At 73.1% G+C, this 18,634-nt stretch carries 21 protein-coding genes; 11 read left to right on the top strand and 10 right to left on the bottom strand.

What is annotated here, in order from left to right; genetic code table 11:
• Window positions 1-148: 148 nt before the first annotated feature.
• Window positions 149-1,045, bottom strand: coding sequence for a sugar ABC transporter permease (locus ABZ562_RS08395; RefSeq protein WP_361475537.1), 897 nt, complete (start codon window positions 1,043-1,045; stop codon window positions 149-151).
• A gap of 175 nt (window positions 1,046-1,220) precedes the next feature.
• Here ABZ562_RS08395 and ABZ562_RS08390 point away from each other — a divergent pair, with 175 nt between their 5' ends.
• Complete coding sequence (locus ABZ562_RS08390; RefSeq protein WP_361475535.1) at window positions 1,221-2,390, top strand: ROK family transcriptional regulator; 1,170 nt, start codon at window positions 1,221-1,223, stop codon at window positions 2,388-2,390.
• 27 nt (window positions 2,391-2,417) lie between these two features.
• On the opposite strand, the gene ABZ562_RS08385 is transcribed toward ABZ562_RS08390, so the two are convergent.
• The 4 genes from ABZ562_RS08385 to ABZ562_RS08370 form a co-directional block, all read right to left on the bottom strand.
• Window positions 2,418-2,726, bottom strand: coding sequence for a hypothetical protein (locus ABZ562_RS08385; protein ID WP_361475533.1), 309 nt, complete (start codon window positions 2,724-2,726; stop codon window positions 2,418-2,420).
• Between the two features lie 37 nt (window positions 2,727-2,763).
• Entirely contained in the window at window positions 2,764-4,032 is a 1,269-nt protein-coding gene (locus ABZ562_RS08380) for an amidase (protein ID WP_361475531.1), read from the bottom strand.
• Window positions 4,033-4,068: 36 nt separating this feature from the next.
• The gene (locus ABZ562_RS08375) at window positions 4,069-4,914 is read right to left on the bottom strand and encodes a glycoside hydrolase family 16 protein (protein WP_361475529.1); all 846 of its coding nucleotides are present in this window, start codon (window positions 4,912-4,914) and stop codon (window positions 4,069-4,071) included.
• Between the two features lie 187 nt (window positions 4,915-5,101).
• Entirely contained in the window at window positions 5,102-5,521 is a 420-nt protein-coding gene (locus ABZ562_RS08370) for an ankyrin repeat domain-containing protein (RefSeq protein ID WP_361475527.1), read from the bottom strand.
• A 211-nt stretch (window positions 5,522-5,732) separates the two neighbouring features.
• Here ABZ562_RS08370 and ABZ562_RS08365 point away from each other — a divergent pair, with 211 nt between their 5' ends.
• A complete protein-coding gene (locus ABZ562_RS08365; protein WP_039936790.1) occupies window positions 5,733-5,927 on the top strand; it encodes a hypothetical protein in 195 nt (64 codons plus the stop codon).
• Between the two features lies 1 nt (window position 5,928).
• Entirely contained in the window at window positions 5,929-7,530 is a 1,602-nt protein-coding gene (locus ABZ562_RS08360; protein ID WP_361475525.1) for a hypothetical protein, read from the top strand.
• Between the two features lie 43 nt (window positions 7,531-7,573).
• Here the strand turns inward: ABZ562_RS08360 and ABZ562_RS08355 are convergent, their stop codons facing one another.
• Window positions 7,574-9,097, bottom strand: a complete 1,524-nt coding sequence (locus ABZ562_RS08355; RefSeq protein WP_361475523.1) for a PLP-dependent aminotransferase family protein — start codon at window positions 9,095-9,097, stop codon at window positions 7,574-7,576.
• A 98-nt stretch (window positions 9,098-9,195) separates the two neighbouring features.
• Here ABZ562_RS08355 and ABZ562_RS08350 point away from each other — a divergent pair, with 98 nt between their 5' ends.
• Both ABZ562_RS08350 and ABZ562_RS08345 read left to right on the top strand, forming a co-directional pair.
• Window positions 9,196-9,939, top strand: a complete 744-nt coding sequence (locus ABZ562_RS08350; protein WP_361475521.1) for a hypothetical protein — start codon at window positions 9,196-9,198, stop codon at window positions 9,937-9,939.
• A 257-nt stretch (window positions 9,940-10,196) separates the two neighbouring features.
• On the top strand, window positions 10,197-10,574 hold the full coding sequence (locus ABZ562_RS08345) for an RNA polymerase-binding protein RbpA (protein WP_055556980.1): 378 nt from the start codon (window positions 10,197-10,199) through the stop codon (window positions 10,572-10,574).
• An 84-nt stretch (window positions 10,575-10,658) separates the two neighbouring features.
• Here ABZ562_RS08345 and fxsA read toward each other — a convergent pair whose 3' ends face one another.
• Complete coding sequence (fxsA, locus tag ABZ562_RS08340; RefSeq protein WP_361475519.1) at window positions 10,659-11,267, bottom strand: FxsA family membrane protein; 609 nt, start codon at window positions 11,265-11,267, stop codon at window positions 10,659-10,661.
• Window positions 11,268-11,394: 127 nt separating this feature from the next.
• Between fxsA and ABZ562_RS08335 the strand changes: the two genes are divergently transcribed.
• From ABZ562_RS08335 to ABZ562_RS08310, 6 genes are read left to right on the top strand one after another with little or no spacing between them, the layout of a single operon-like run.
• Window positions 11,395-11,559 carry a hypothetical protein gene (locus tag ABZ562_RS08335; protein ID WP_361475517.1) on the top strand — a complete coding sequence of 55 codons (165 nt, stop codon included), beginning with the start codon at window positions 11,395-11,397 and terminating at the stop codon, window positions 11,557-11,559.
• The gene (locus tag ABZ562_RS08330; protein WP_361475515.1) at window positions 11,556-12,041 is read left to right on the top strand and encodes an MrpF/PhaF family protein; all 486 of its coding nucleotides are present in this window, start codon (window positions 11,556-11,558) and stop codon (window positions 12,039-12,041) included. Before ABZ562_RS08335 ends, ABZ562_RS08330 begins: the two co-directional genes overlap by 4 nt.
• Complete coding sequence (locus tag ABZ562_RS08325; RefSeq protein WP_361475513.1) at window positions 12,038-12,322, top strand: DUF4040 domain-containing protein; 285 nt, start codon at window positions 12,038-12,040, stop codon at window positions 12,320-12,322. Before ABZ562_RS08330 ends, ABZ562_RS08325 begins: the two co-directional genes overlap by 4 nt.
• Window positions 12,319-13,080 (top strand): MnhB domain-containing protein, encoded by a 762-nt coding sequence (locus ABZ562_RS08320; protein ID WP_361475511.1) that lies wholly within the window; start codon window positions 12,319-12,321, stop codon window positions 13,078-13,080. The genes ABZ562_RS08325 and ABZ562_RS08320 overlap by 4 nt, the downstream gene beginning before the upstream one ends.
• On the top strand, window positions 13,077-13,421 hold the full coding sequence (locus tag ABZ562_RS08315; protein WP_361475509.1) for a sodium:proton antiporter: 345 nt from the start codon (window positions 13,077-13,079) through the stop codon (window positions 13,419-13,421). The genes ABZ562_RS08320 and ABZ562_RS08315 overlap by 4 nt, the downstream gene beginning before the upstream one ends.
• A 4-nt stretch (window positions 13,422-13,425) precedes the next feature.
• Window positions 13,426-15,240, top strand: coding sequence for a complex I subunit 5 family protein (locus ABZ562_RS08310; RefSeq protein ID WP_361475507.1), 1,815 nt, complete (start codon window positions 13,426-13,428; stop codon window positions 15,238-15,240).
• A 20-nt stretch (window positions 15,241-15,260) separates the two neighbouring features.
• Here the strand turns inward: ABZ562_RS08310 and ABZ562_RS08305 are convergent, their stop codons facing one another.
• The 3 genes from ABZ562_RS08305 to lnt form a co-directional block, all read right to left on the bottom strand.
• Window positions 15,261-15,455 (bottom strand): rho termination factor, encoded by a 195-nt coding sequence (locus ABZ562_RS08305; protein WP_361475505.1) that lies wholly within the window; start codon window positions 15,453-15,455, stop codon window positions 15,261-15,263.
• An 85-nt stretch (window positions 15,456-15,540) separates the two neighbouring features.
• The gene (locus tag ABZ562_RS08300) at window positions 15,541-16,263 is read right to left on the bottom strand and encodes a polyprenol monophosphomannose synthase (RefSeq protein WP_050800284.1); all 723 of its coding nucleotides are present in this window, start codon (window positions 16,261-16,263) and stop codon (window positions 15,541-15,543) included.
• Window positions 16,264-16,478: 215 nt separating this feature from the next.
• A complete protein-coding gene (gene lnt, locus ABZ562_RS08295; protein WP_361475503.1) occupies window positions 16,479-18,221 on the bottom strand; it encodes an apolipoprotein N-acyltransferase in 1,743 nt (580 codons plus the stop codon).
• Window positions 18,222-18,634: the final 413 nt, after the last annotated feature.

Raw genomic sequence — 18,634 nt, 5'->3', positions numbered from 1 at the left:
TGTGGATCAGGCCGGATCAGCGAGCGGCGTCTGGTGCGGTGCATCGCAACCCGCGTGAGGAGAGCGCAGCGGCGCTGCGTGCGACGAGCGCGGGGCCGCGAGGTGCCGTGCCGGGCATCGGGAGCCCGGCATGATCCACACGACACCCCTAGCCGAGGTCGGTCTGGCCGGCCTTGGTGAGCCGGTACTGGACGATGGTGATCACGCTGAGGACGATCAGCAGCGCGACGGACATCGCGGAGGCGTAGCCGAACTGGAAGCGTCCGAACGCGGCGCCGTAGATGTAGTACTGCAGCACGTTGGTGGCGTTGGCCGGGCCGCCGGCGGTGGTGACCGCGACCGTGTCGAACACCTGGAACGACCCGATGACGGTCATGATGAGCACGAGCGCCAGGATCGGGCGCAGCAGCGGCAGGGAGATCCGCCAGAACATCCGCCACTCCCCCGCCCCGTCGATCCGGCCCGCCTCGTACATGTCCTTGGGGATCGCCTGGAGCCCGGCGAAGAGCAGCAGGGCCGTGTAGCCCACGTGCCGCCAGACGTTGACGAGCGCGATGGTGGGGATCGCCCACTCCTGGCTGCCGAAGAAGGCGATGTGGCCGAGGCCGAGGGCGCCGAGGATCTGGTTGCCGATGCCGAGCTGGGTGTCGAGCATCCACAGGAAGACGATGCCGGTGACGACGTTCGAGACCAGATACGGGGTGAGCACGATGCCGCGCACCAGGGCCGACTGGGTCAGCCGCTGCATCAGGACGGCGATGAGCAGGGCGACGACCGTCTGCACCCCGATGTTCATGACCACGTAGATGACGGTGACGCGCAACGAGTCCCAGAAGATGGGGTCGTTGACCATGCGCACGTAGTTGTCCAGGCCCACCCACTCCGGCGGGGTCAGCAGGTTGAAGCGGGTGAAGCTCAGATAGATGCCGCGCAGGGTCGGCCAGAGGAGGAAGACGAGGAATCCGAACAGGGCGGGGGCGATGAACGCCGCCGCGAGCAGCCCGTCGCCGCGGGTGCCCTCGCGACGGGGCGAGGCGATGGCCATAAGACTCCCTTGTCCATGACGTGGTCCATGGCCGTTTAGTTTCGTGACGAAAAAATAGAGCTGTCAAGACCTGTGCATAAGTCGCCGAGATCCGGTTGTCCACAGGCCCACAGCCCCGCCATTGTTTTCGCCGGGAAAGATATATAGGCTCCGGGGCGTGGATAAAAACGGCTCGATGAGTGCGCCGGCGGACAGTTGGGCACCGCTGAGTCCCGCCGAGCGGGCGGTGGCGATCGAAGTGCTGATGCACGGACCGCTCTCCCGTGGTGAGATCGCCAGACGGCTGGATCTGTCGGCGGGCAGCCTCACCCGGCTGACCAAACCGCTGATCGAGTCCGGGCTGCTGGTCGAGGAGGCATGGCCGCCCTCGTCCCGCCCGGTCCGGCCCCACGGGCAGGGGCGGCCCTCCCAGCCCCTGGACATCGTGGCCGCGTCGCGTTACTTCGCCGGGTTCAAGATCACCGGTGACGCGGTCTACGGCGTGGTCACCACGCTCAAGAGCGAGGTCGTGGCCCAGCGGACCCGTCCGCTGGGCACCCATGACCCCGAGGAGGTCGCCGATCTCCTCCAGGCGCTCGTCCAGGACTTCAGCCGCGACTTCCCCCGGCTGGCCGGTATCGGCGTGGGCGTGGGCGGCCATGTCCGGGGCCGGTCCACCGTCGTCGACTCCGCCTTCCTCGACTGGGACGACGTCCCGTTCGCCGAGTTCCTGGAGCGGCGCACCGGGCTGCCGGTGGTGGTGGAGAACGACGTGGTGGCCCTCACCGAGGCCGAGACCTGGTTCGGCGCGGGGCGCGGGCTGGACCGCTTCGTCGTGCTCACGATCGGCGCGGGCATCGGATACGGCCTGGTCATCGGCGGCACCCTGGTCCGCGGGTCGGAGGACGGCCATGGCCTCGGCAAGCGCTGGATCATCGATCCGAACGGCCCCCTCACCCCGGACGGGGAGCGCGGCAGCGCGGTCGCCCTGCTGTCCATCCCCAGCATCCGTTACCAGGTGCAGGCCGCGCTGGGCCGCGAGATCGACTATCCCGGCATTCTCGCCCTGGCCTCATCCGGCGACCCGGTCACCGGCCGGGTGCTCGACGAGGCGGCGCGGGGGCTCGGCATTCTGGTGGCGCAGATCGCCAACTTCGCGATGCCGCAGAAGATCCTGCTCGCCGGGGAGGGGGTCGGCCTGGTCGATGTGGCGGGCGAGACCATTCAGCGGACCATCGCCGCCCATCGTCATCCGCTGGCGGACCCGGTCGATCTGGAGACCAAGGTCTCTGACTTCAACGACTGGGCGCGGGGGGCCGCCGTGCTGGCCATCCAGGTGCTCGTCCTCGGCAAGACGGACGGCTAGGGGGTGCCTGGGCCCGGCCGCGGGGGTTCAGTAGCGCAGCCGGGCCGTGTGACCGTCGATCCGGAGGATGCACTCCGTGAACAGCGCCATCGAGGGGCTGCCGTCCGCAGGGACCAGCCGCAGTTCGAGGTCCATGATGGACCTGATGACCTGGGCGGTGCGGCTTCCGTCCGGGTCCGGGCCGCGCAGCGCCGACCATGATTCGAACTTGTCCCGGGCGTTCTCCCAGGCGGGTCCGGGCGTGAAGTGGCACAGGAAGACCGGCTGATCGACCCCGTACTGCCGTAACTCGCCGACCGTGTCCTCTCCCTGCATGAGCCACCACGTGGCAGACATCGCGCCCCCAACTCCGTCCCATAGGACTGGATACCGATCATACGGGTGCGGAAGGTCCGCCGAGGACCAACTCGATTCCGGGGCCCCACGCCAGCAGCCGCTCGTCCGCCCCCGCCCGGGCCACGCACTGCAGGCCCAGCGGAAGGGAGTTGGCGGCCCGGCCGGCGGGCAGGCCGAGGACCGGCACTCCGGCGACGCTCCAGGGCAGGCACATGATCGAGTCACCGGTGCTGTCGAGCCCGCGCGGCGCCGGACCGGTGGCCGCCGGGGTGATCCACAGGTCGATGCCCTCCTGGTCCATCACTGCCGTCAGCCGGTCCCGGAACCGGTCGCGGTCGCGCAGCGCCGACGCGTACTCCTCGTGGTCGATCCGCCGCCCCTGCCGGATCTTCGCGGCGGTCTGCTCCCGGTACAGCTCGCCGTAGCGCGGGAACCACTCGGCGTGGGTGCGGGCGAGCTCGTAGCGGTTGATCACCTCCTGCCGGGCGACGAGGGCGTCGAAGTCGGCCGGGAGGGGGACCCGGCGGACCGGGAACCCGGCGTCGGCCAGCCGCCGCACCTGGTCCTCGAAGGCGGCCGCCGCCTCCGCCTCCGCCCGGTCGAGGTACGGGCCGGTCGGCACGGCGAGCACCGGCCGCCGCCCCTCCCCCGGGCCCCCGCCGGCCGGTTCGGGCCGCCAGTCGTCGCACAGCACGCCCGCCGCCGGGCTCAGCGCGGCCGTGTCCGGGGCGAACAGGCCCACCGTGTCGAAGGTCGGCGCGTTGGGGATGACGCCGTCGGCCGGGATGCGGCCGTGGGTCGGCTTGAAGCCGACGACCCCGCAGTACGCGGCCGGGCGGATCATCGAGCCGATCGTCTGGGTGCCGATGGCCAGCGGCACCATGCCCGCGGCGACGGCCGCCGCCGAACCGCTGCTGGAGCCGCCGGGGGTGTGGCCCGGATCGTGCGGATTGCGGGTCGGGCCGGGCGCGGTGACGGCGAACTCGGCGGTGACGGTCTTGCCCGCCACCAGCGCCCCCGCCGCCCGCAGCCGGTCGATCAGCGACGCCTGCGGACCGGCCAGCGCCTCGGCGGGGACGGCCGAACCGGCCCGCGTGGGCAGCCCGTCGACGTGCACGATGTCCTTGACGCCCACCGGCACCCCGTACAGCGGCGGCCGGCCGGCGGGATCGGGCCACCGCTCGGCCGCCGCCCGCGCCTCGCGCCGCAGCCGTGCCCGGCGGCCGGGCTCGGGGACGAAGGCGTGTACGCGGTGGTCGGCGGCCTCGATCCGGTCACAGAGGTCCATGGGCGGCGCGGTCTCCATGGACGCCAGGTTACGGGCGGGCCGGAGGACGGCGCGTCAGTTGCCGCCGGTCACCTTCACGTAGTCGACCACCAGTTGCTGCGGGAAGGTGGTGCTGCCGTCCGGGTCGCCGGGCCAGTAGCCGCCGACCGCGAGGTTGAGGATGAGGTAGAAGCGGTGGTCGAAGGCCCAGCGGTTGCCACCCAGGTCGGCGGGGGTGCGGGTCTGGTAGACGTTGCCGTCCACCGACCAAGTGATCTTGTTGGGCGACCAGTCGACGGCGAAGGTGTGGAACGCGTCGGCGAACCTGGCCCCGCCCGGGAGGGTGTACCCGGCACCGATGCCGCCCGAGCCGGAGTAGCCGGGGCCGTGGATGGTGCCGTGGACGGTGCCGGGTTCGTAGCCGACGTTCTCCATGACGTCGATCTCACCGCAGTTGGGCCAGCCCGCGCTGCCGATGTCGTTGCCGAGCATCCAGAAGGCGGGCCACATGCCCTGGCCGCGCGGCAGTTTCATGCGGGCTTCGACATGGCCGTAGGCGGTGGTGAAGGTGCGGGCGGTGGACAGCCGGGCGGAGGTGTACTCGCAGCGGCCGTACCAGCAGGAGTAGTTGGCGGGGTTCTCCTTGCGGGCGGTGATGACGAGGTTGCCCCGGCCGTCCAGCGCGGCGTTCTTCGTACCGTCCGTGTAGTACTGCCGCTCGTGGTTGCTGACGTTGTCGCCGGTCTCATAACCCCATCGGGAGGCGTCGGCCGCGCCGCCCGCCGGGCCGTCGAAGTCGTCGGTGAAGGCGGCGGTGGGGGTGCGCGGCCCGGCGGCGGCCGGGGCGGTGAACCAGGGGGTGGCGGCGAGCGCGGTCGCCGAGAGCAGACCGACCAGGGTGGTGCGCAGCGTCCTTCGCATGGCGCGGTTGCCTTCCTGTGTGGGGGATCCCGGAGATCGGCGCGTGGGGCCGGTCCGGGAGGGAAGGTGCGCGCACAATCTCCAGCGCCGCGCTGTTCATGTCAATAGGTCTGGACCAATCCCTCCCGCCGACCCGGGGAATCGGGGAATCGGGTCCGGCGGGAGGGATCACCCCAGGGGGGCGGCGCTACGAGCCGGCGGGCCCGAACAGCGCCAGCAGATCGTCCCGTCCGAACATGCGCGCCGTGTCGACCGCCGACGGAGAGCCCGCGCGCGGGTCGGCACCGGCGGCCAGCAGGACCCGCAGCACCTCCTCCTCCCCCTTGAACGCCGCCCCGGCGATGGGGGTCTGCCCCCGGTCGCTGACGCGGTTGGGGTCGGCGCCGCGCTCCAGCAAGGCGGACACGGCCGCGGCGTGGCCGTGGTAGGCGGCTAGCATGAGCAGCGAATCGCCCTTGTCATTGGTGAGGTTGGCCGGAACGCCCGCATCCACATAGGCGGCGAGCGTGTCCGTGTCACCGTGCCGGGCCAGGTCGAAGACCTTGGCCGCCAGTTGCAGCACCTCCGGGTCGTGAGCGGGCTCGCTCTCGGGGTTCGGTGCGCTCATCGCGTATCGCCTCCGGCTTCGCTAGCTGTGCGTTCACTGCCTGTGCATGCCGCTACCCGCGCACACGCGACCTGTGCATGTGATCACCGGCACGTGACCATTGTGGCGCCTGCGCCGCCAATCTCCCCATTTGCACCTTTCCCGGGATGGATACATGCTGTGACCCTGGAATGACTCATGGTGAGAGTCCCCCACCAGCCAGGAGACCGAGATGATCCTGTCCATTTCCGGTGTCGTCCTGCTCGGCATCGTCGTTTTCATCTTCTTCCGCAAAGACGGCCTCAAGGCATCCCACGGCGTCGTCTGCGCCCTCTTCGGCTTCTACCTCGCGAGCACCGCCATCGCCCCGAGCATCAAGGCCGGTGGCGCGAGCCTCGCCAGTCTGCTGGGCGGGATCAAGATCTGACGTGGGCCTGCCACCGCTCCCCCGGCTCCGCATCGGCGGCGCCGGGCGCGCCCCGTTCCGCCGCGGCCGTGAGTTCGCCCGCACCGCGGCCGACAGCGCCGCCGACGTGCTCCATCCGCTGCTCGCCCTCTCCCGGGGCTTGCGGGTGCTGGCCGCCGGTGGGCGGCGCCGATGGACGGAGCTTCCGGGCGAACAGCGGGGGCCCGCGTTCTTCGTCGCGGCCGCCTGCGTGTTCGTCGTCTTCCTGCTGCCGTACGGGCCGTTGGCCTCGGCCATCGGCCTGCTCGGCGCCGCGGGCTGGGCCGGACGGGTGCGCGCCCCCGCCTCCCCCGGGCCCGGCGCGGACGGGACGGAGCGGCTGCGCCTGCTCTACGAGGCGCTGGTGCCGTACTTCGCCGCCGCCGAGGACCCGGACCCGCTGTACCGCCACGGCGGGGAGTGGTCGCGCCCCTTCGAGTCGTACGACGTCGACGCGGACGGGCGGCTGACGCGGCTGGTGCTGCGGTACCCCGCGTACTTCAGGGACGGCGAGCCCGAGTCCCGGGCCCGCGTCGAACAGCTGCTGTACGCGAAGTCCGGGCGCGACCGGGAGTACCTGTTCACCTGGGACGAGGAGGCGAACCGGCTCACCCTGGCGGTGCTGCCCGCCCTGTCCACCGCGATCTGCGCCCAGCGCTTCGTGACCGCGCCGGGCGAGACGGTGCTCGGCTTCACGGACGCGTCCTCCGAGCGGCGGACCCTGCCGGTGCTGGAGGGCGCCGACGACGAGACGGAGGCGGAGGCCGATGCGGGCGGGACGGGCGGCGCGGCGACGACCCGGGACGTGCCGCCCGTCGTCTGGCGCACCGGGCCGCGCTCCACCGAACCGCATCTGCTGGCCCTCGGCCGCCCCGGCAGCGGCACCACCACCCTGCTCCGCTCCATCCTGCTGCAGGCGCTGCCGCACGGCGATGTGCTGGTGGTGGACGGCAGCGGGACCGGCGAGTACGCGTGCCTGGGCGGCCGGGCCGGGGTGCTGGCCGTCGAATGCGGGCTCGCCGGGGTGCTGGCGACGCTGGAGTGGGCCGGGCACGAGACCGAGCGGCGGCTGCTCGCCGCCAACCGCGCCCGCCAGTTCGGCCACCCGCCGCCGGAGGACGTCCAGCGCCCGCTGTGGATCGTGGTGGACCGGCCGTCGGCGCTCAGCCACGTGGCGGCGGCGGACGGCCGCACCGACCCGCAGGAGCTGCTGCAGGTGCCGTTGCGGCACGGACGGGCGGCGAACGTACGGGTCGTGGTGGCCGATCAGCTCGACGCGGCGGAGGGCCTCAGCGAGGCCGTACGGCTCCACACCCGCGCCCGGGTGATCCTCGGCCCGGCCTCACTCGAGCAGACCACCGCCGTGCTCGGCGCCCCGCCGCCCACCACCCCGGTGCCGGAGGTACCGGCGGGCCGGGGGTACGCCCGGCTGGGCGCGGGCCCGGTGCACCGGCTGCAGGTACCGGCCACGCCCGATCCGTACGACGACGCGACGAGCGAGGGGCAGCGGCGGGCGGTGCTGCGGCTGCTGCCGGAGCCGGAGCCCGGCCCCCGGGGCGAGCGGGTGGTGGCCACGAAAGGGTGAACCCGCCGGGTCGGGGCGGCGTCGGGTGCAGCCGGGTCCGGCGTCAGGCCACCCACGTACGGGGGGCCTCCGCCTCCGCCGTGGCGCCCGTCGCCACCAGGTCCGCGGCGGCCGCCAGGCGCTCGGCGGCCTTGTCGGCCACCGCGCCCGCCACCGTGAACGGGAGCCGGACGTAGCCCTCGAAGGCCCCGTCCACGCCGAAGCGCGGGCCCGAGGGGACACGGACGCCCAGCCGGGCGCCCGCTTCCGCGATGCGGGAGCCGGACAGGCCGCCGGTGCGGGCCCAGAGGGTGAGGCCGCCGTGCGGGACGGTGAACTCCCAGTCGGGGAGGTGGCGCCGTACGGCGGCCACGAGCGCGTCCCGGTTGTCGCGGGCGAGGGCGCGGCGGATCTCGATGGCCTCCTCCCAGCCGCCGGTGTTCAACAGCCAGGCGACGGCGAGCTGTTCGATGACCGGGGTGCCCAGGTCGGCGTAGGCGCGGGCGGCGACGAGGCTGCGGATGACGTCGGGCGCGGCGCGGACCCAGCCGATGCGCAGCCCGGCCCAGAAGGTCTTGCTCGCGGAGCCGACGGTGACGACGGTGCTGCCCGCCGGGTCGAAGGCGGAGACCGGGCGGGGCAGCTCGACGTCGTCGTCCAGCCGCAGCTCGGCCATGGTCTCGTCGGCGATCAGGACCGTTCCGGCGGCGCGGGCGGCGTCGACGAGGCTGCGGCGCTGCTCCTCGGTGGCGAGCGCGCCGGTGGGGTTGTGGAAGTCGGCGACGACGTAGGCCATGCGGGGCGCGGCGGCGGCGAGGACTTGGCGCCAGGCGGGGATGTCCCAGCCCGCGAGGTGGTCGGCCATCGCGACGGGCACCAGCCGGGCGCCCGCTTCCCGCATCAGCTGGAGCACATTGGCGTAGCTGGGCGAATCGACGGCGACGCGCTCACCGGGGCGGGCCATGAGGCGGCAGGTGGCGGCGACGGCGCCCATGGCACCGGTGGTGACCATGATCTGCTCGGGCATGGTGGGCACGCCACGGGCGGTGTAGCGGTCGGCGAGGGCCTGGCGCAGGGCGGGCAGGCCCGCGGGGTAGTCGCCGTGGGTGTGGGCGTACGGCGGCAGCTCCTCCAGGGCGCCGCGCGTGGCGCGGGTCAGCCAGGGCTCGGGGGCGGGGAGCGCGGCGCAGCCGAGGTCGATGACGGAGGCGGCGGCCTCGGGGGGCAGCGGGTCGAGCCCGCGGGTGGGCAGCGGGCTTCCGGCGGGCATGGCCGTCCAGCTGCCCGCGCCGCGCCGCGACTCCAGGAACCCCTCGCCGCGCAGCGCCTCGTAGGCGGCGGCGACGGTGGTGCGGCTGACGGTGAGCGCCGCGGCGAGCTCGCGCTCGGCGGGGAGGCGGGCCGCGACCGGGACCCGGCCCTCCAGCAGGAGCAGCCGCACGCCGTCGGCGAGCGCGCGGTAGGCGGGGACGCGGCGGTTGCCGTTCAGCACGGCGACCGGGCTCGCGGCCGTCGCGTCGCGGGTGTGCTGGGAGCCGAGCAGGCGGGCCAGTTGGGATGCCCCCACCGCGGAGGTCCACGGACTCATCGGATGCGGTCCACCTTTCCCGGATTGGCCATGGAACTGGACTGCTTTCAGGCATCAGAGTGACATGCCACCGGCCAATGGCACCAGCCCGGGCGGACATGGCCACTCACCACCAGGAGGACGCGTTGCCCAAGGAACCCTCGGGGGGCTCCCGCCTCGCCCGTCGCCTCGTCCAGCTCTACGGAGGGCTCGTGCTGTACGGCGTGGGCATGGGGCTCCAGGTGCGCGCCGCGCTCGGGCTCGACCCGTGGGACGTGTTCCACCAGGGGATCGTCAAGCGCACGCCGCTGTCGTTCGGCACGGTGACGGTCATCGTCGGTGCCGTGGTGCTCCTGCTGTGGATTCCGCTGCGGCAGCGGCCGGGGCTCGGCACGGTGTCGAACGTGATGGTGATCGGGGTCACGGTGGACGCCACCCTGTGGCTCGTACCGCAGCCGGACGCACTGGCGCTGCGCGTTCCGCTGCTGGTGGTCTCGATCGTGCTGGGCGGCGCGGCCACCGGGCTGTACATCTCGGCGCGGTTCGGGCCGGGGCCACGGGACGGCCTGATGACGGGGCTGCATCAGCGCACCGGCCGGTCGGTCCGGCTGGTGCGGACCGGGATCGAGCTGGCGGTGCTGGCCACGGGGTTCGCGCTGGGCGGTTCGGTCGGGGTGGGCACCGTGCTGTACGCGCTGGCCATCGGGCCGCTTTCGCAGTACTTCCTGACCCTGTTCGCGATACCCTCGGCCACCGGCGAGACGGCCGATGTCGCTCCCGGCGGCACTCCCGGCGGGACGACGGAGGGTACATCGGCGGTGGCGCAGGGCGGTCCACGGAGTCCGATCCGTGACCTGATTTAGCCCTCGCGCACGTGGAGCGGTAGTGTACGCCCTTGGCCCACCAGGCGGACCGTTACTGCGCGCTAAAGCATGAGAAACGCTGGGTGACATCTGCTGCCAGATGTGACAAACCGGGCGCCTGTGGGTAGAACAACGGGGCGGCACGACGGGCGACGCATGTCCCAGTACGGGAATCTTCACCGCCGACCGGACGTTGACCGGATGACGACGACAGCGACACCTGTCCTGTGGGCGAGAAAGCCCGGGAGGCACGATTCATGAGTGAGCGAGCTCTTCGCGGCACGCGACTCGTGGTGACCAGCTACGAGACCGACCGCGGCATCGATCTGGCCCCGCGCCAGGCGGTGGAGTACGCATGCCAGAACGGACATCGATTCGAGATGCCGTTTTCGGTAGAGGCGGAGATTCCGTCGGAGTGGGAGTGCAAGGCGTGCGGCGCCATGGCACTCCTTGTGGACGGCGAGGGTCCGGAGGAGAAGAAGGGCAAGCCCGCACGCACGCACTGGGACATGCTCATGGAGCGGCGTACCCGTGAAGAACTGGAGGAGGTGCTGGCCGAGCGGCTGGCGATCCTGCGGTCGGGAGCCATGAACATCGCCGTGCATCCGCGCGACACCAGCCGTAAGTCTGCCTGACCTTCACGGCAGTACTGACGCACAAGTACAAGTACAAGGGCCGGGGCCACGCTTGAACGCGGTGGCCCCGGCCCTTGTGCGCGCTCAGTCCTTGTCGTCCCGGACGATCTCGGGCCGTCCCGCCTCATCGCGCCGCGCGTCATCACGCCTCACGTCATCGCGGACCACCTCGCCCTGGATGACCTGGCCGTCCCGCGAGCCGCCGCCCGGCCCCGGCCACCGGCCCTGCCCGGCCTGCCGGAACGGGCCGCCCAGCGAGCCCGGCGTGTAGCCCATACGGCGCGACAGCGCGCTCTCGGCACGCCGCCGCAGCAGCGCCGCGGTCGGCGGGAACAAGCACAGCAGCGCGGCCACGTCGGAGACCAGCCCCGGGATCATCAGCAGCAGGCCGCCGAGCATGGTGAAGGAGTTGCCGGTGCGCCCCGGCTGCTCGGCGGGCTCGGCGCCCGGCTGCATGGTCCGGGCCAGGTTCTGCCAGGCCCGCCGCCCCGCCCGCTTGACGACGGCCGCGCCGCCGACCGCGCCCGCGATCAGCAGCAGGAAGACGGTGAGCCCGCCGGCCGCCTCCGCGACCAGGGTCAGCAGCCAGATCTCCAGCACCAGCCAGGCGGCGACACCCAGCGGTACGAACGTGCGGGCGCGGGTGCGCTTCGGGCGGGTCGGGTCGCTCTGCGGAGATGCGCCGGTCATCATGCCTCCAAGTGTGCCCGGGCCCGAGTGCTGTACGGACTCCGGGTCGTGGATCCGGAGGGCCCCGGACGTGAATCCACAGGGAATCGGCGGCGGCGGTCCGGGTACCCGCCGACGCGGAGGTGGCGGAATGTCCGGTGTGCTCGAAGTGCTCGCGTGGTGGCTGGTGCTGACCGGGGTGTGGCTGGTGCTCATCAGCACCGTCGACTCCCTGGAGGTCACGGTCGGCGCCGCCGCCGCGCTGCCCACGGCCCTCGTCGCCCGCGCCGCGCGCCGGGTGGTGACCGGACGGTGAGCGCGGCCGACGCCTGGCTGCTGGTGGCCCTGGTGCCGCTGCTCGCCCTCGGACCGGTGCTGTGGCGGGTCTCCCGCGGGGCGCCGGAGGACCGGCTGATCGCCCAGAACCTCAGCTCGCTGCTCGGCGGCCTGGCGCTGCTCCCCGCCGCGCGGGGCTTCGGCCGCCCCGCGTACGTGGACGTGGCGCTGGTGCTGTCCGTGCTCGGGCCCGTCGGCACGCTGATCTACGCCCGCTTCCTCGGCGTCCTGCCCGACTCCCGGCTGGTCCGCTGGACCGCCCTGCTCGGGGTTCCGGCGATCGTGCTGCCGCTGTGCGTGGCGACCGGGCCCGGCCGGGCCATGGGCAAGCTGCTGCTCATCGGGGCGCTGCTGATCGCGGGCAGCGTGGTGACCAGCGCGGGCGGCAGCCGCCCGGACGGGGGTGCGGCGGACGGGGGCGCGGCGAAGGGCGGCGCTGCGAACGGGGGCCGTACGGCATGACCGATGCCCTGATCGTCGTGGCGCTGCTGCTGGTCGCGGGCGCCGCCACCGCCGCCGTCCTCAACCGCGACCCGGTGCGGCAGGCGCTCGTGCTCTCGTTCCTCGGGCTGTCGCTGGCGCTGCTGTTCACGTTCCTCCAGGCCCCGGACGTCGCGCTGTCCCAGCTCGCGGTCGGCTCCGCGGTGACCCCGCTGATGATCCTGCTGACCGTACGGAAGGTGCGCCGCCGCCCCGGGGACGAGCCGGGCGAGCCCCATCAGTCGCGCGAGCGCGGGCGATGAGCGCCCGCGGCCGGCTGTGGCTCTTCCTGGCGGGAGCGGCCGTCTTCGCGGCGCTGTTCGCCACCGCCTGCTTCTCCCTGCCGCCGTTCGGCATCGCCCACCACCCGTACGGGGAGCGGGCCGTACGCGCCGCCCTCGGCCACCACACGGCCAACGTGATCGCGTCCGTCAACTTCGACCTGCGCGCCTTCGACACGCTCGGCGAGGAGACGATCCTGTTCGCCGCGGTGCTCGGCGCCGTGGTGCTGCTGCGCCAGACCGCCGACGAGGAGCGGAGGCGGCCCGCACCCGCCGTGGTGCGTCCCCGGGTGCGCCGGTTCGCCCTGCCCATGCTGCCGCTCGCGATGCTCGTCGGCCTCTATGTGATCGCGCACGGCCAGGTCAGCCCGGGCGGCGGCTTCCAGGGCGGGGTGGTCACGGCGACCGCGCTGCACCTCCTCTACATCGCCGCCGACTACCGGGCGCTGGAGCGCGTGCGGCCGATCCCCCTGTACGAGATCGGGGACGCCGTCGGCGAGGCGGCCTACGTGGTCACCGGGCTCGGGGCGGTCCTCGCCGGATCGGCGTTCCTCGCCAACGTCCTGCCCCTGGGCACCTTCGCCACCCTGTCCTCCGGCGGCACCGTCATCCTGCTGAACGCGGCCGTCGGCATCGAGGTCACCAGCGGGATCGTCGTCCTGCTGGCCCGGTTCCTGGACCAGGCGGTGGAGATCGGACACGCCCACGACAGCGGAAACGACGGAAAGGAGCGGGTGTGACGGTCCTGCCGTACCTGATCGCCGGATGGATCTTCCTGATCGGGGTGTACGGGCTGGTGACCAGCCGGAACCTGATCCACGCCGTGGGGTGCCTGGCCGTCGCCCAGTCCTCCACGTACGTGCTGCTGCTCGGCGTCGGCTACCGCCGCGGCGCCACCGCCCCGGTGTTCTCCGACGCGCCCACCGACAGCCGCGTGGTCGACCCGGTGGTCCAGGCGCTCGCCCTCACCGACATCGTGGTGGGCGCGACGGTGACCGCGCTGCTGCTCGCCCTCGTCGTCCAGCTCCGCAAACGGCACGGCACGGTCGACCCGGACGCGCTGTCCGAGCTGAAGGGCTGACCGGGTGGACACCGCACGGCTGCTGCCGCTGGTGGTCGCCGTACCGCTGCTCGGCGCCGCGGTGCTGGTGGCCACCGGGAGGCGGCTGCCCCGGCTCGCCTCCGACGTCCTGGGCTGCGCCTTCGCCGCCGCCACCGCCGTACTGGCGCTCATCCTGGCGGGGCGTTCCACCGGCCGGCCCGTGGAGTGGGTGGGCGGCTGGCACCCGGTGCACGGCGAGGGCGTGGGCATCGTGCTGGTCGGCGACCCGCTGGGCACCGGGCTCGCGGCGCTGGTCTCGCTGCTGGTGGTGACCGTCCTGGTCTACTCCTGGCGCTATTTCGAGGAGCCGCCCGTCCGCCACACCGGCTCCTTCCCGGCGCTGATCCTGCTCTTCCAGGCGGGCATGTGCGGCTTCGCGCTGACCGGGGACCTGTTCAACGCGTTCGTCTTCTTCGAGCTGATGGGCGTCGTCGCGTACGCGCTGACCGGCTTCCGGGTGGAGGAGCCCAAGCCGGTGCAGGGGGCGCTGGCCTTCGGCGTGGTGAACTCCCTCGGCGCGTACTGCGTGCTGCTGGGCATCACGCTGCTGTACGCGCGCACCGGGGAGCTGGGCTTCGCCCAGATCGGGCGGGCGCTGGACGCCGAACGCCCGGACGGCCTGGTGCTCGCCGCGTTCGTCCTGGTGACGACGGGTCTGCTGGTGAAGGCGGCCGCGGTGCCCTTCCACTTCTGGCTGCCCGACGCGCACGCGGTCGCCCCCACGCCCGTGTGCATGCTGCTGTCCGGCGTCATGGTGGAGCTGGGGGTGTACGGGGTCGGCCGGGTCTACTGGACGGTCTTCGCGGGCCCGGGCGGCATCGCGCACCCCGCCTTCACCCGCGCGCTGCTGTCCCTCGGCGTGCTCACGGCCGTGCTGGGCGCGCTCATGTGCTGGCAGCAGCGCCATCTCAAGCGGCTGCTGGCGTTCTCCACGGTGTCCCACACCGGGCTGTTCCTGATCGGGCTGGCCGTGCTCTCCCCCGACGCCGTCTCGGGGACGGCGCTGTACGTCGTGGGCCACGCGGGCGTGAAGGCTGCGCTGTTCGCGTGCGCGGGCATCCTGCTGGACCGGTACGCATCCGTCGACGAGCACGAGCTGTACGGGCAGGCCCGGGAGCTGCGCCTGGTGGGGGCCCTGTTCATGGTGGGCGGCCTGGCGCTGTGCGGGCTGCCGCCGTTCGGCCCGGGGCTCGGCAAGGCGGTCGTGGAGGAGGCCGCCGGGCATGCGGCGGGCTGGCTGCCCGTGCTGTACGTCCTGGTGTCGGCGGTGACCGGCGGCGCGGTGCTGCGGGTGGGCCTGCGGGTCTTCGCCGGGGCGGGCCGGCCGCCGCACGACAAGCGGAACGCGGGCCCGGAGACCACCGGCGAGGAGGAGCCGGAGACCGGCGGCCGGCTCGGGCGCATCCCGGTGCCGATGCTGGCCGTACCGGCGGTGCTGCTGGCCGGGGCGCTGGCGGCCGGGGTGGTGCCGGCGCCGGCGGCGGCCGCCGGGCGGGCCGGGGCGCTGTTCGCCGACGGCTCCGGCTACCGGCACGCGGTGCTCGGCGGACGCGCGGCGTCCGCCCCGGCGTTCGCGCCGCCGCACTGGTCGGCGGCCGGGATCCTGCTCGGGCTGCTCTCCACGGCCCTCGCCATCGCCCTGGCCGCACTGGCGGTGCGGCGGCCCGTCCGCACCGGGGCGGCCGCGCTGCTCGCGCCCGTACGGCGGCTGCAGTCCGGGCACGTCGGCGACTACGTCGCCTGGATGGTCGCCGGGACGGCACTGCTGACCGCGCTGACCGTCCCGGGGATCCGCTAGCGGATCCGGCTGTCCGGGCGTCAGCGGCCGCGGCGCAGAGCGGAGATCAGCTGACTCTTCGACATCTGAGACCTGCCCTCGATCCCGGCCTTCTGGGCCTCGCGGTACAGGTCCTCCTTGGTACGCGCCTCCATGCCGCCGGACTTCGCACCCCCCTTGGGGGCCATCGTCCTGCGCTGTGCGCTCTTGCTGCTCTTCATGGTCGTTTTGGGCATGTCCGCCTCCTTCCGCCTTCAGTGTCCGGCAGGTGACGGACCGCCGCCCGTGGGACTACTCCGAGCGCGCACGGCCCCGGGGTGGCTACGGCTCCTTGCGGCCCAGCAGCTTGTTCACCCGCGAGCCGACGCCCCAGGACATGACCCGCCAGGCCGCCTCGGTGACGATGTCCCGGCTCATCTTGCTCTCCCCGCGCTCCCGCTCGATGAACGTGACGGGGACCTCGATGACGTGGAAGCCCGCCTTGACTGCGCGCCAGGCCAGGTCGATCTGGAAGCAGTAGCCCTGGGAGGCGACGGCCTCCATGCCGAGCCCTTCCAGGGTCTCCTTGCGGAAGGCCCGGTAACCCGCCGTCATGTCGCGGATCGGCACGTCCAGCATGAGCCGGGAGTACGTGCTGCCGCCGCGGGAGATGAACTCGCGCGACTTGGGCCAGTTGACGATCCGTCCCCCCGGCACCCAGCGGGAGCCGATCACCAGGTCGGCGCCCTTGAGCGCGGTGAGCAGCCGGGGCAGCTCCTCGGGCTGGTGCGAGCCGTCCGCGTCCATCTCCACCAGGACGCCGTAGCCGTGCTCGATGCCCCAGCGGAAGCCCGCCAGATAGGCGGCGCCCAGGCCCTCCTTGCCCTTGCGGTGCAGGACCTTGACGTGGTCGTCCTCGACCGCCAGCTCGTCGGCGACCTTGCCGGTGCCGTCCGGGCTGTTGTCGTCGGCGACGAGGATGTGGGCGTCCGGTACGGACTCCCGGACCCGGGCGACGATCGGCGCGATGTTCTCCGCCTCGTTGTAGGTCGGAATGATCACCAGGACGGTGCCGAGCGGACCGTACTTCCGCCGTCCGCCGTCGTCCTGGCCGGTGCGGCGCGGCCGCGGTCCCCCGTCCTCGGTGCCGGTCCCGTCGGCCTCGGTGCGCGGCTGGTCGGCCTCGGTGCGCGGCTGGTCGGCCTCGGTGCGCGGCTGGTCGGCCTCGGTGGTCGGCTCCTCGGCCCCGGTGCGTGGCTCCTCGGCCTCGCGTGCGTCGCTCACGGCTGCTGCCCCTTCTTGTCCGTACGTCCCCGACGGCCGATCATGATCGCGGCCGCGCAGGACAGAACGCCCACCATAGCGAGCACCCACTCCGGGGCCGCACCGACGCGGTCGGCGAGGGTCGTGCCGTCACGCAGCGGGATGCGCGCGGTGAGCACATCTTGCGTGAATTCTTTCGTCCGCTGCTCGATCGTGCCATCCGGCGCGACGACCGCGCTGATCCCGCTGGTGGCCGCGGTGATCACGGGACGGCCGTGTTCGATGGCCCGCAGCCGGGACATGACCAGCTGCTGTTCGGGCTGGCCGCTGCGGCCGTAGGTGGCGTTGTTGGTCTGGACGACGATCGCGCGGGCGCCCGCGTTGACCGTGTCGCGGACGATCTCGTCGTACGCGACCTCGAAGCAGATCACGTCGCCCAGCCGGGCCGGGCCGACCTTCAGCAGCCCGGTGTGGTCACCGGGGTAGAAGTCGCGGGGGATGCGCTGCAGCCGGGTGATGATCTTGCTGAGCTGCTCGCGGAACGGCACGTACTCGCCGAAGGGCACCGGGTGCTGCTTGGTGTACGAGGCGCCGGGGCCCTTCTCGGGGTCCCAGACGATGCCCTCGTTGAACACGTACCCCGGCTTGGTGGGGTGGTCGACCAGGGCGCCGACCAGCACCGGCACGCCGATGGCCTTGACCGCCTCGTCGATCCGGGCGTAGGCCTCCCGGTACTGGAAGGGGTCCAGGTCGGAGGAGTTCTCCGGCCATATGACGAGGTCGGGCTTCTTGATCCGGCCGGCCTTGACGTCCCTGGCCAGGTCGAGCGTGGCGTCCACGTGGTTGTTGAGGATCTTCATGGGGCGGCCCAGGAAGTCCATGCCCGCCTGCTGCACGTTGCCCTGCACGACCGCGACGTCCACGCTGTCGTCCGCGCGGGTCGGGATCGGCACCGCGAATCCGGCCACGGTCACGGCGGCCGCGACGACGACCGCGCCGGCGGCGGGCAGCGCGCCCCGCGCCGACAGACCGCCGTCCGCCCCCCGCAGCCGCCACAGGGCGAGCGCGGCGGAGGCCAGCAGTCCGCCGGTCAGCGCGACGCCGAAGGTGACCAGCGGGGCGCCGCCGAGCGCGGCGAGCGGGGTGAACGGCGACCCGGTGTTGGCGAAGGCCAGCCGCCCCCAGGGGAAGCCGCCGAACGGCACCCGGTCCCGGGCCAGCTCCTCGGCCACCCACAGACAGGCCGTCCACAGCGGCCACAGGGACGGCACCGGCAGCCGGGAGACCAGCGCGAAGCCCGCGCCCATCAGCACCAGGAAGAGCGATTCGATGACGGACAGGCCGATCACCGCGTCCCAGCCGATCACGCTCAGCCACTTCAGCAGCAGCACGAAGAACGGCAGCCCGAAGGCGAACCCCGTCCAGGCGCCCTGGCGGGCGGTGCGGCCGTACGTGAGCAGGCTCAGGGCCGCCACCGACAGCAGGGACAGCGGCCAGACCCCGAACGGCGGGAAGGCGAACCCGAGCGCGAGCCCGGCGACGGCCGCGAGCACGCTGCGCCACGCCTCGCGGCGGGCGAGCCGGGCCAGGCGGCGCCACCGGCCGGGACGGTCCCCACCGGGGGGCGTGGGCGCCTCCGCCGCGGCGTCGCCCCGGTCGTCCGTACGGGGCGCGGCGGCGGGCGTCCGCGGCCCGTCCGGTCGTTCTTCGGCCGGGCCGGACGAGGCGGCTTCGGCGGTGGTGTCGGAACCCGAGGGCACGGTGCGGCCTTCCTGCAAATCAAGCTGTGATGAGGTGACCGTATAACGCGGGCGCGCGGCTGTGTCCCCGAGGTGCGGAACGCAGGGAAGAAGACCAGGGTTCCCGGTTCGGGCCCGTTCAGGTCTCTTCGGGCCGCTGTTCCTGATTTCGGCGGATGCCGCCCCCTCACGGGGGGCGGTCCGCCGTGTGCGTGCGGATGGGGGCCCGACGCCCTTCGGGCCGGCCTGGGACCCGCTGGCTGCGGGTCGACCGAGAGCCGTTGTCTACTGAGCGTCCGGGCCCCTCCCGGGTCGCACCTGCCGACCCGGCGACCCTCCCTCGCCCCCGTGCGCTGGACCTGGCTCCCAGTGGTGACGGCCTGGGCGGCGCGTCTCCCTCTGGCCCAGCGGCGTTCGACGACTGCGTGAAGATT

The organism is Streptomyces sp. NPDC019937 (assembly GCF_040631655.1).
GTDB lineage: Bacteria > Actinomycetota > Actinomycetes > Streptomycetales > Streptomycetaceae > Streptomyces.
This window is presented reverse-complemented; position numbering and strand designations above follow the sequence as displayed.

Coding starts and splice junctions, on each gene's coding strand:
- ABZ562_RS08395 (WP_361475537.1), bottom strand. CDS start 1,045: ATGGCCATCGCCTCGCCCCGTCGCGAGGGCACCCGCGGCGACGGGCTG.
- ABZ562_RS08390 (WP_361475535.1), top strand. CDS start 1,221: ATGAGTGCGCCGGCGGACAGTTGGGCACCGCTGAGTCCCGCCGAGCGG.
- ABZ562_RS08385 (WP_361475533.1), bottom strand. CDS start 2,726: ATGTCTGCCACGTGGTGGCTCATGCAGGGAGAGGACACGGTCGGCGAG.
- ABZ562_RS08380 (WP_361475531.1), bottom strand. CDS start 4,032: ATGGAGACCGCGCCGCCCATGGACCTCTGTGACCGGATCGAGGCCGCC.
- ABZ562_RS08375 (WP_361475529.1), bottom strand. CDS start 4,914: ATGCGAAGGACGCTGCGCACCACCCTGGTCGGTCTGCTCTCGGCGACC.
- ABZ562_RS08370 (WP_361475527.1), bottom strand. CDS start 5,521: ATGAGCGCACCGAACCCCGAGAGCGAGCCCGCTCACGACCCGGAGGTG.
- ABZ562_RS08365 (WP_039936790.1), top strand. CDS start 5,733: ATGATCCTGTCCATTTCCGGTGTCGTCCTGCTCGGCATCGTCGTTTTC.
- ABZ562_RS08355 (WP_361475523.1), bottom strand. CDS start 9,097: ATGAGTCCGTGGACCTCCGCGGTGGGGGCATCCCAACTGGCCCGCCTG.
- ABZ562_RS08350 (WP_361475521.1), top strand. CDS start 9,196: ATGGCCACTCACCACCAGGAGGACGCGTTGCCCAAGGAACCCTCGGGG.
- ABZ562_RS08345 (WP_055556980.1), top strand. CDS start 10,197: ATGAGTGAGCGAGCTCTTCGCGGCACGCGACTCGTGGTGACCAGCTAC.
- fxsA (WP_361475519.1), bottom strand. CDS start 11,267: ATGATGACCGGCGCATCTCCGCAGAGCGACCCGACCCGCCCGAAGCGC.
- ABZ562_RS08335 (WP_361475517.1), top strand. CDS start 11,395: ATGTCCGGTGTGCTCGAAGTGCTCGCGTGGTGGCTGGTGCTGACCGGG.
- ABZ562_RS08325 (WP_361475513.1), top strand. CDS start 12,038: ATGACCGATGCCCTGATCGTCGTGGCGCTGCTGCTGGTCGCGGGCGCC.
- ABZ562_RS08320 (WP_361475511.1), top strand. CDS start 12,319: ATGAGCGCCCGCGGCCGGCTGTGGCTCTTCCTGGCGGGAGCGGCCGTC.
- ABZ562_RS08305 (WP_361475505.1), bottom strand. CDS start 15,455: ATGCCCAAAACGACCATGAAGAGCAGCAAGAGCGCACAGCGCAGGACG.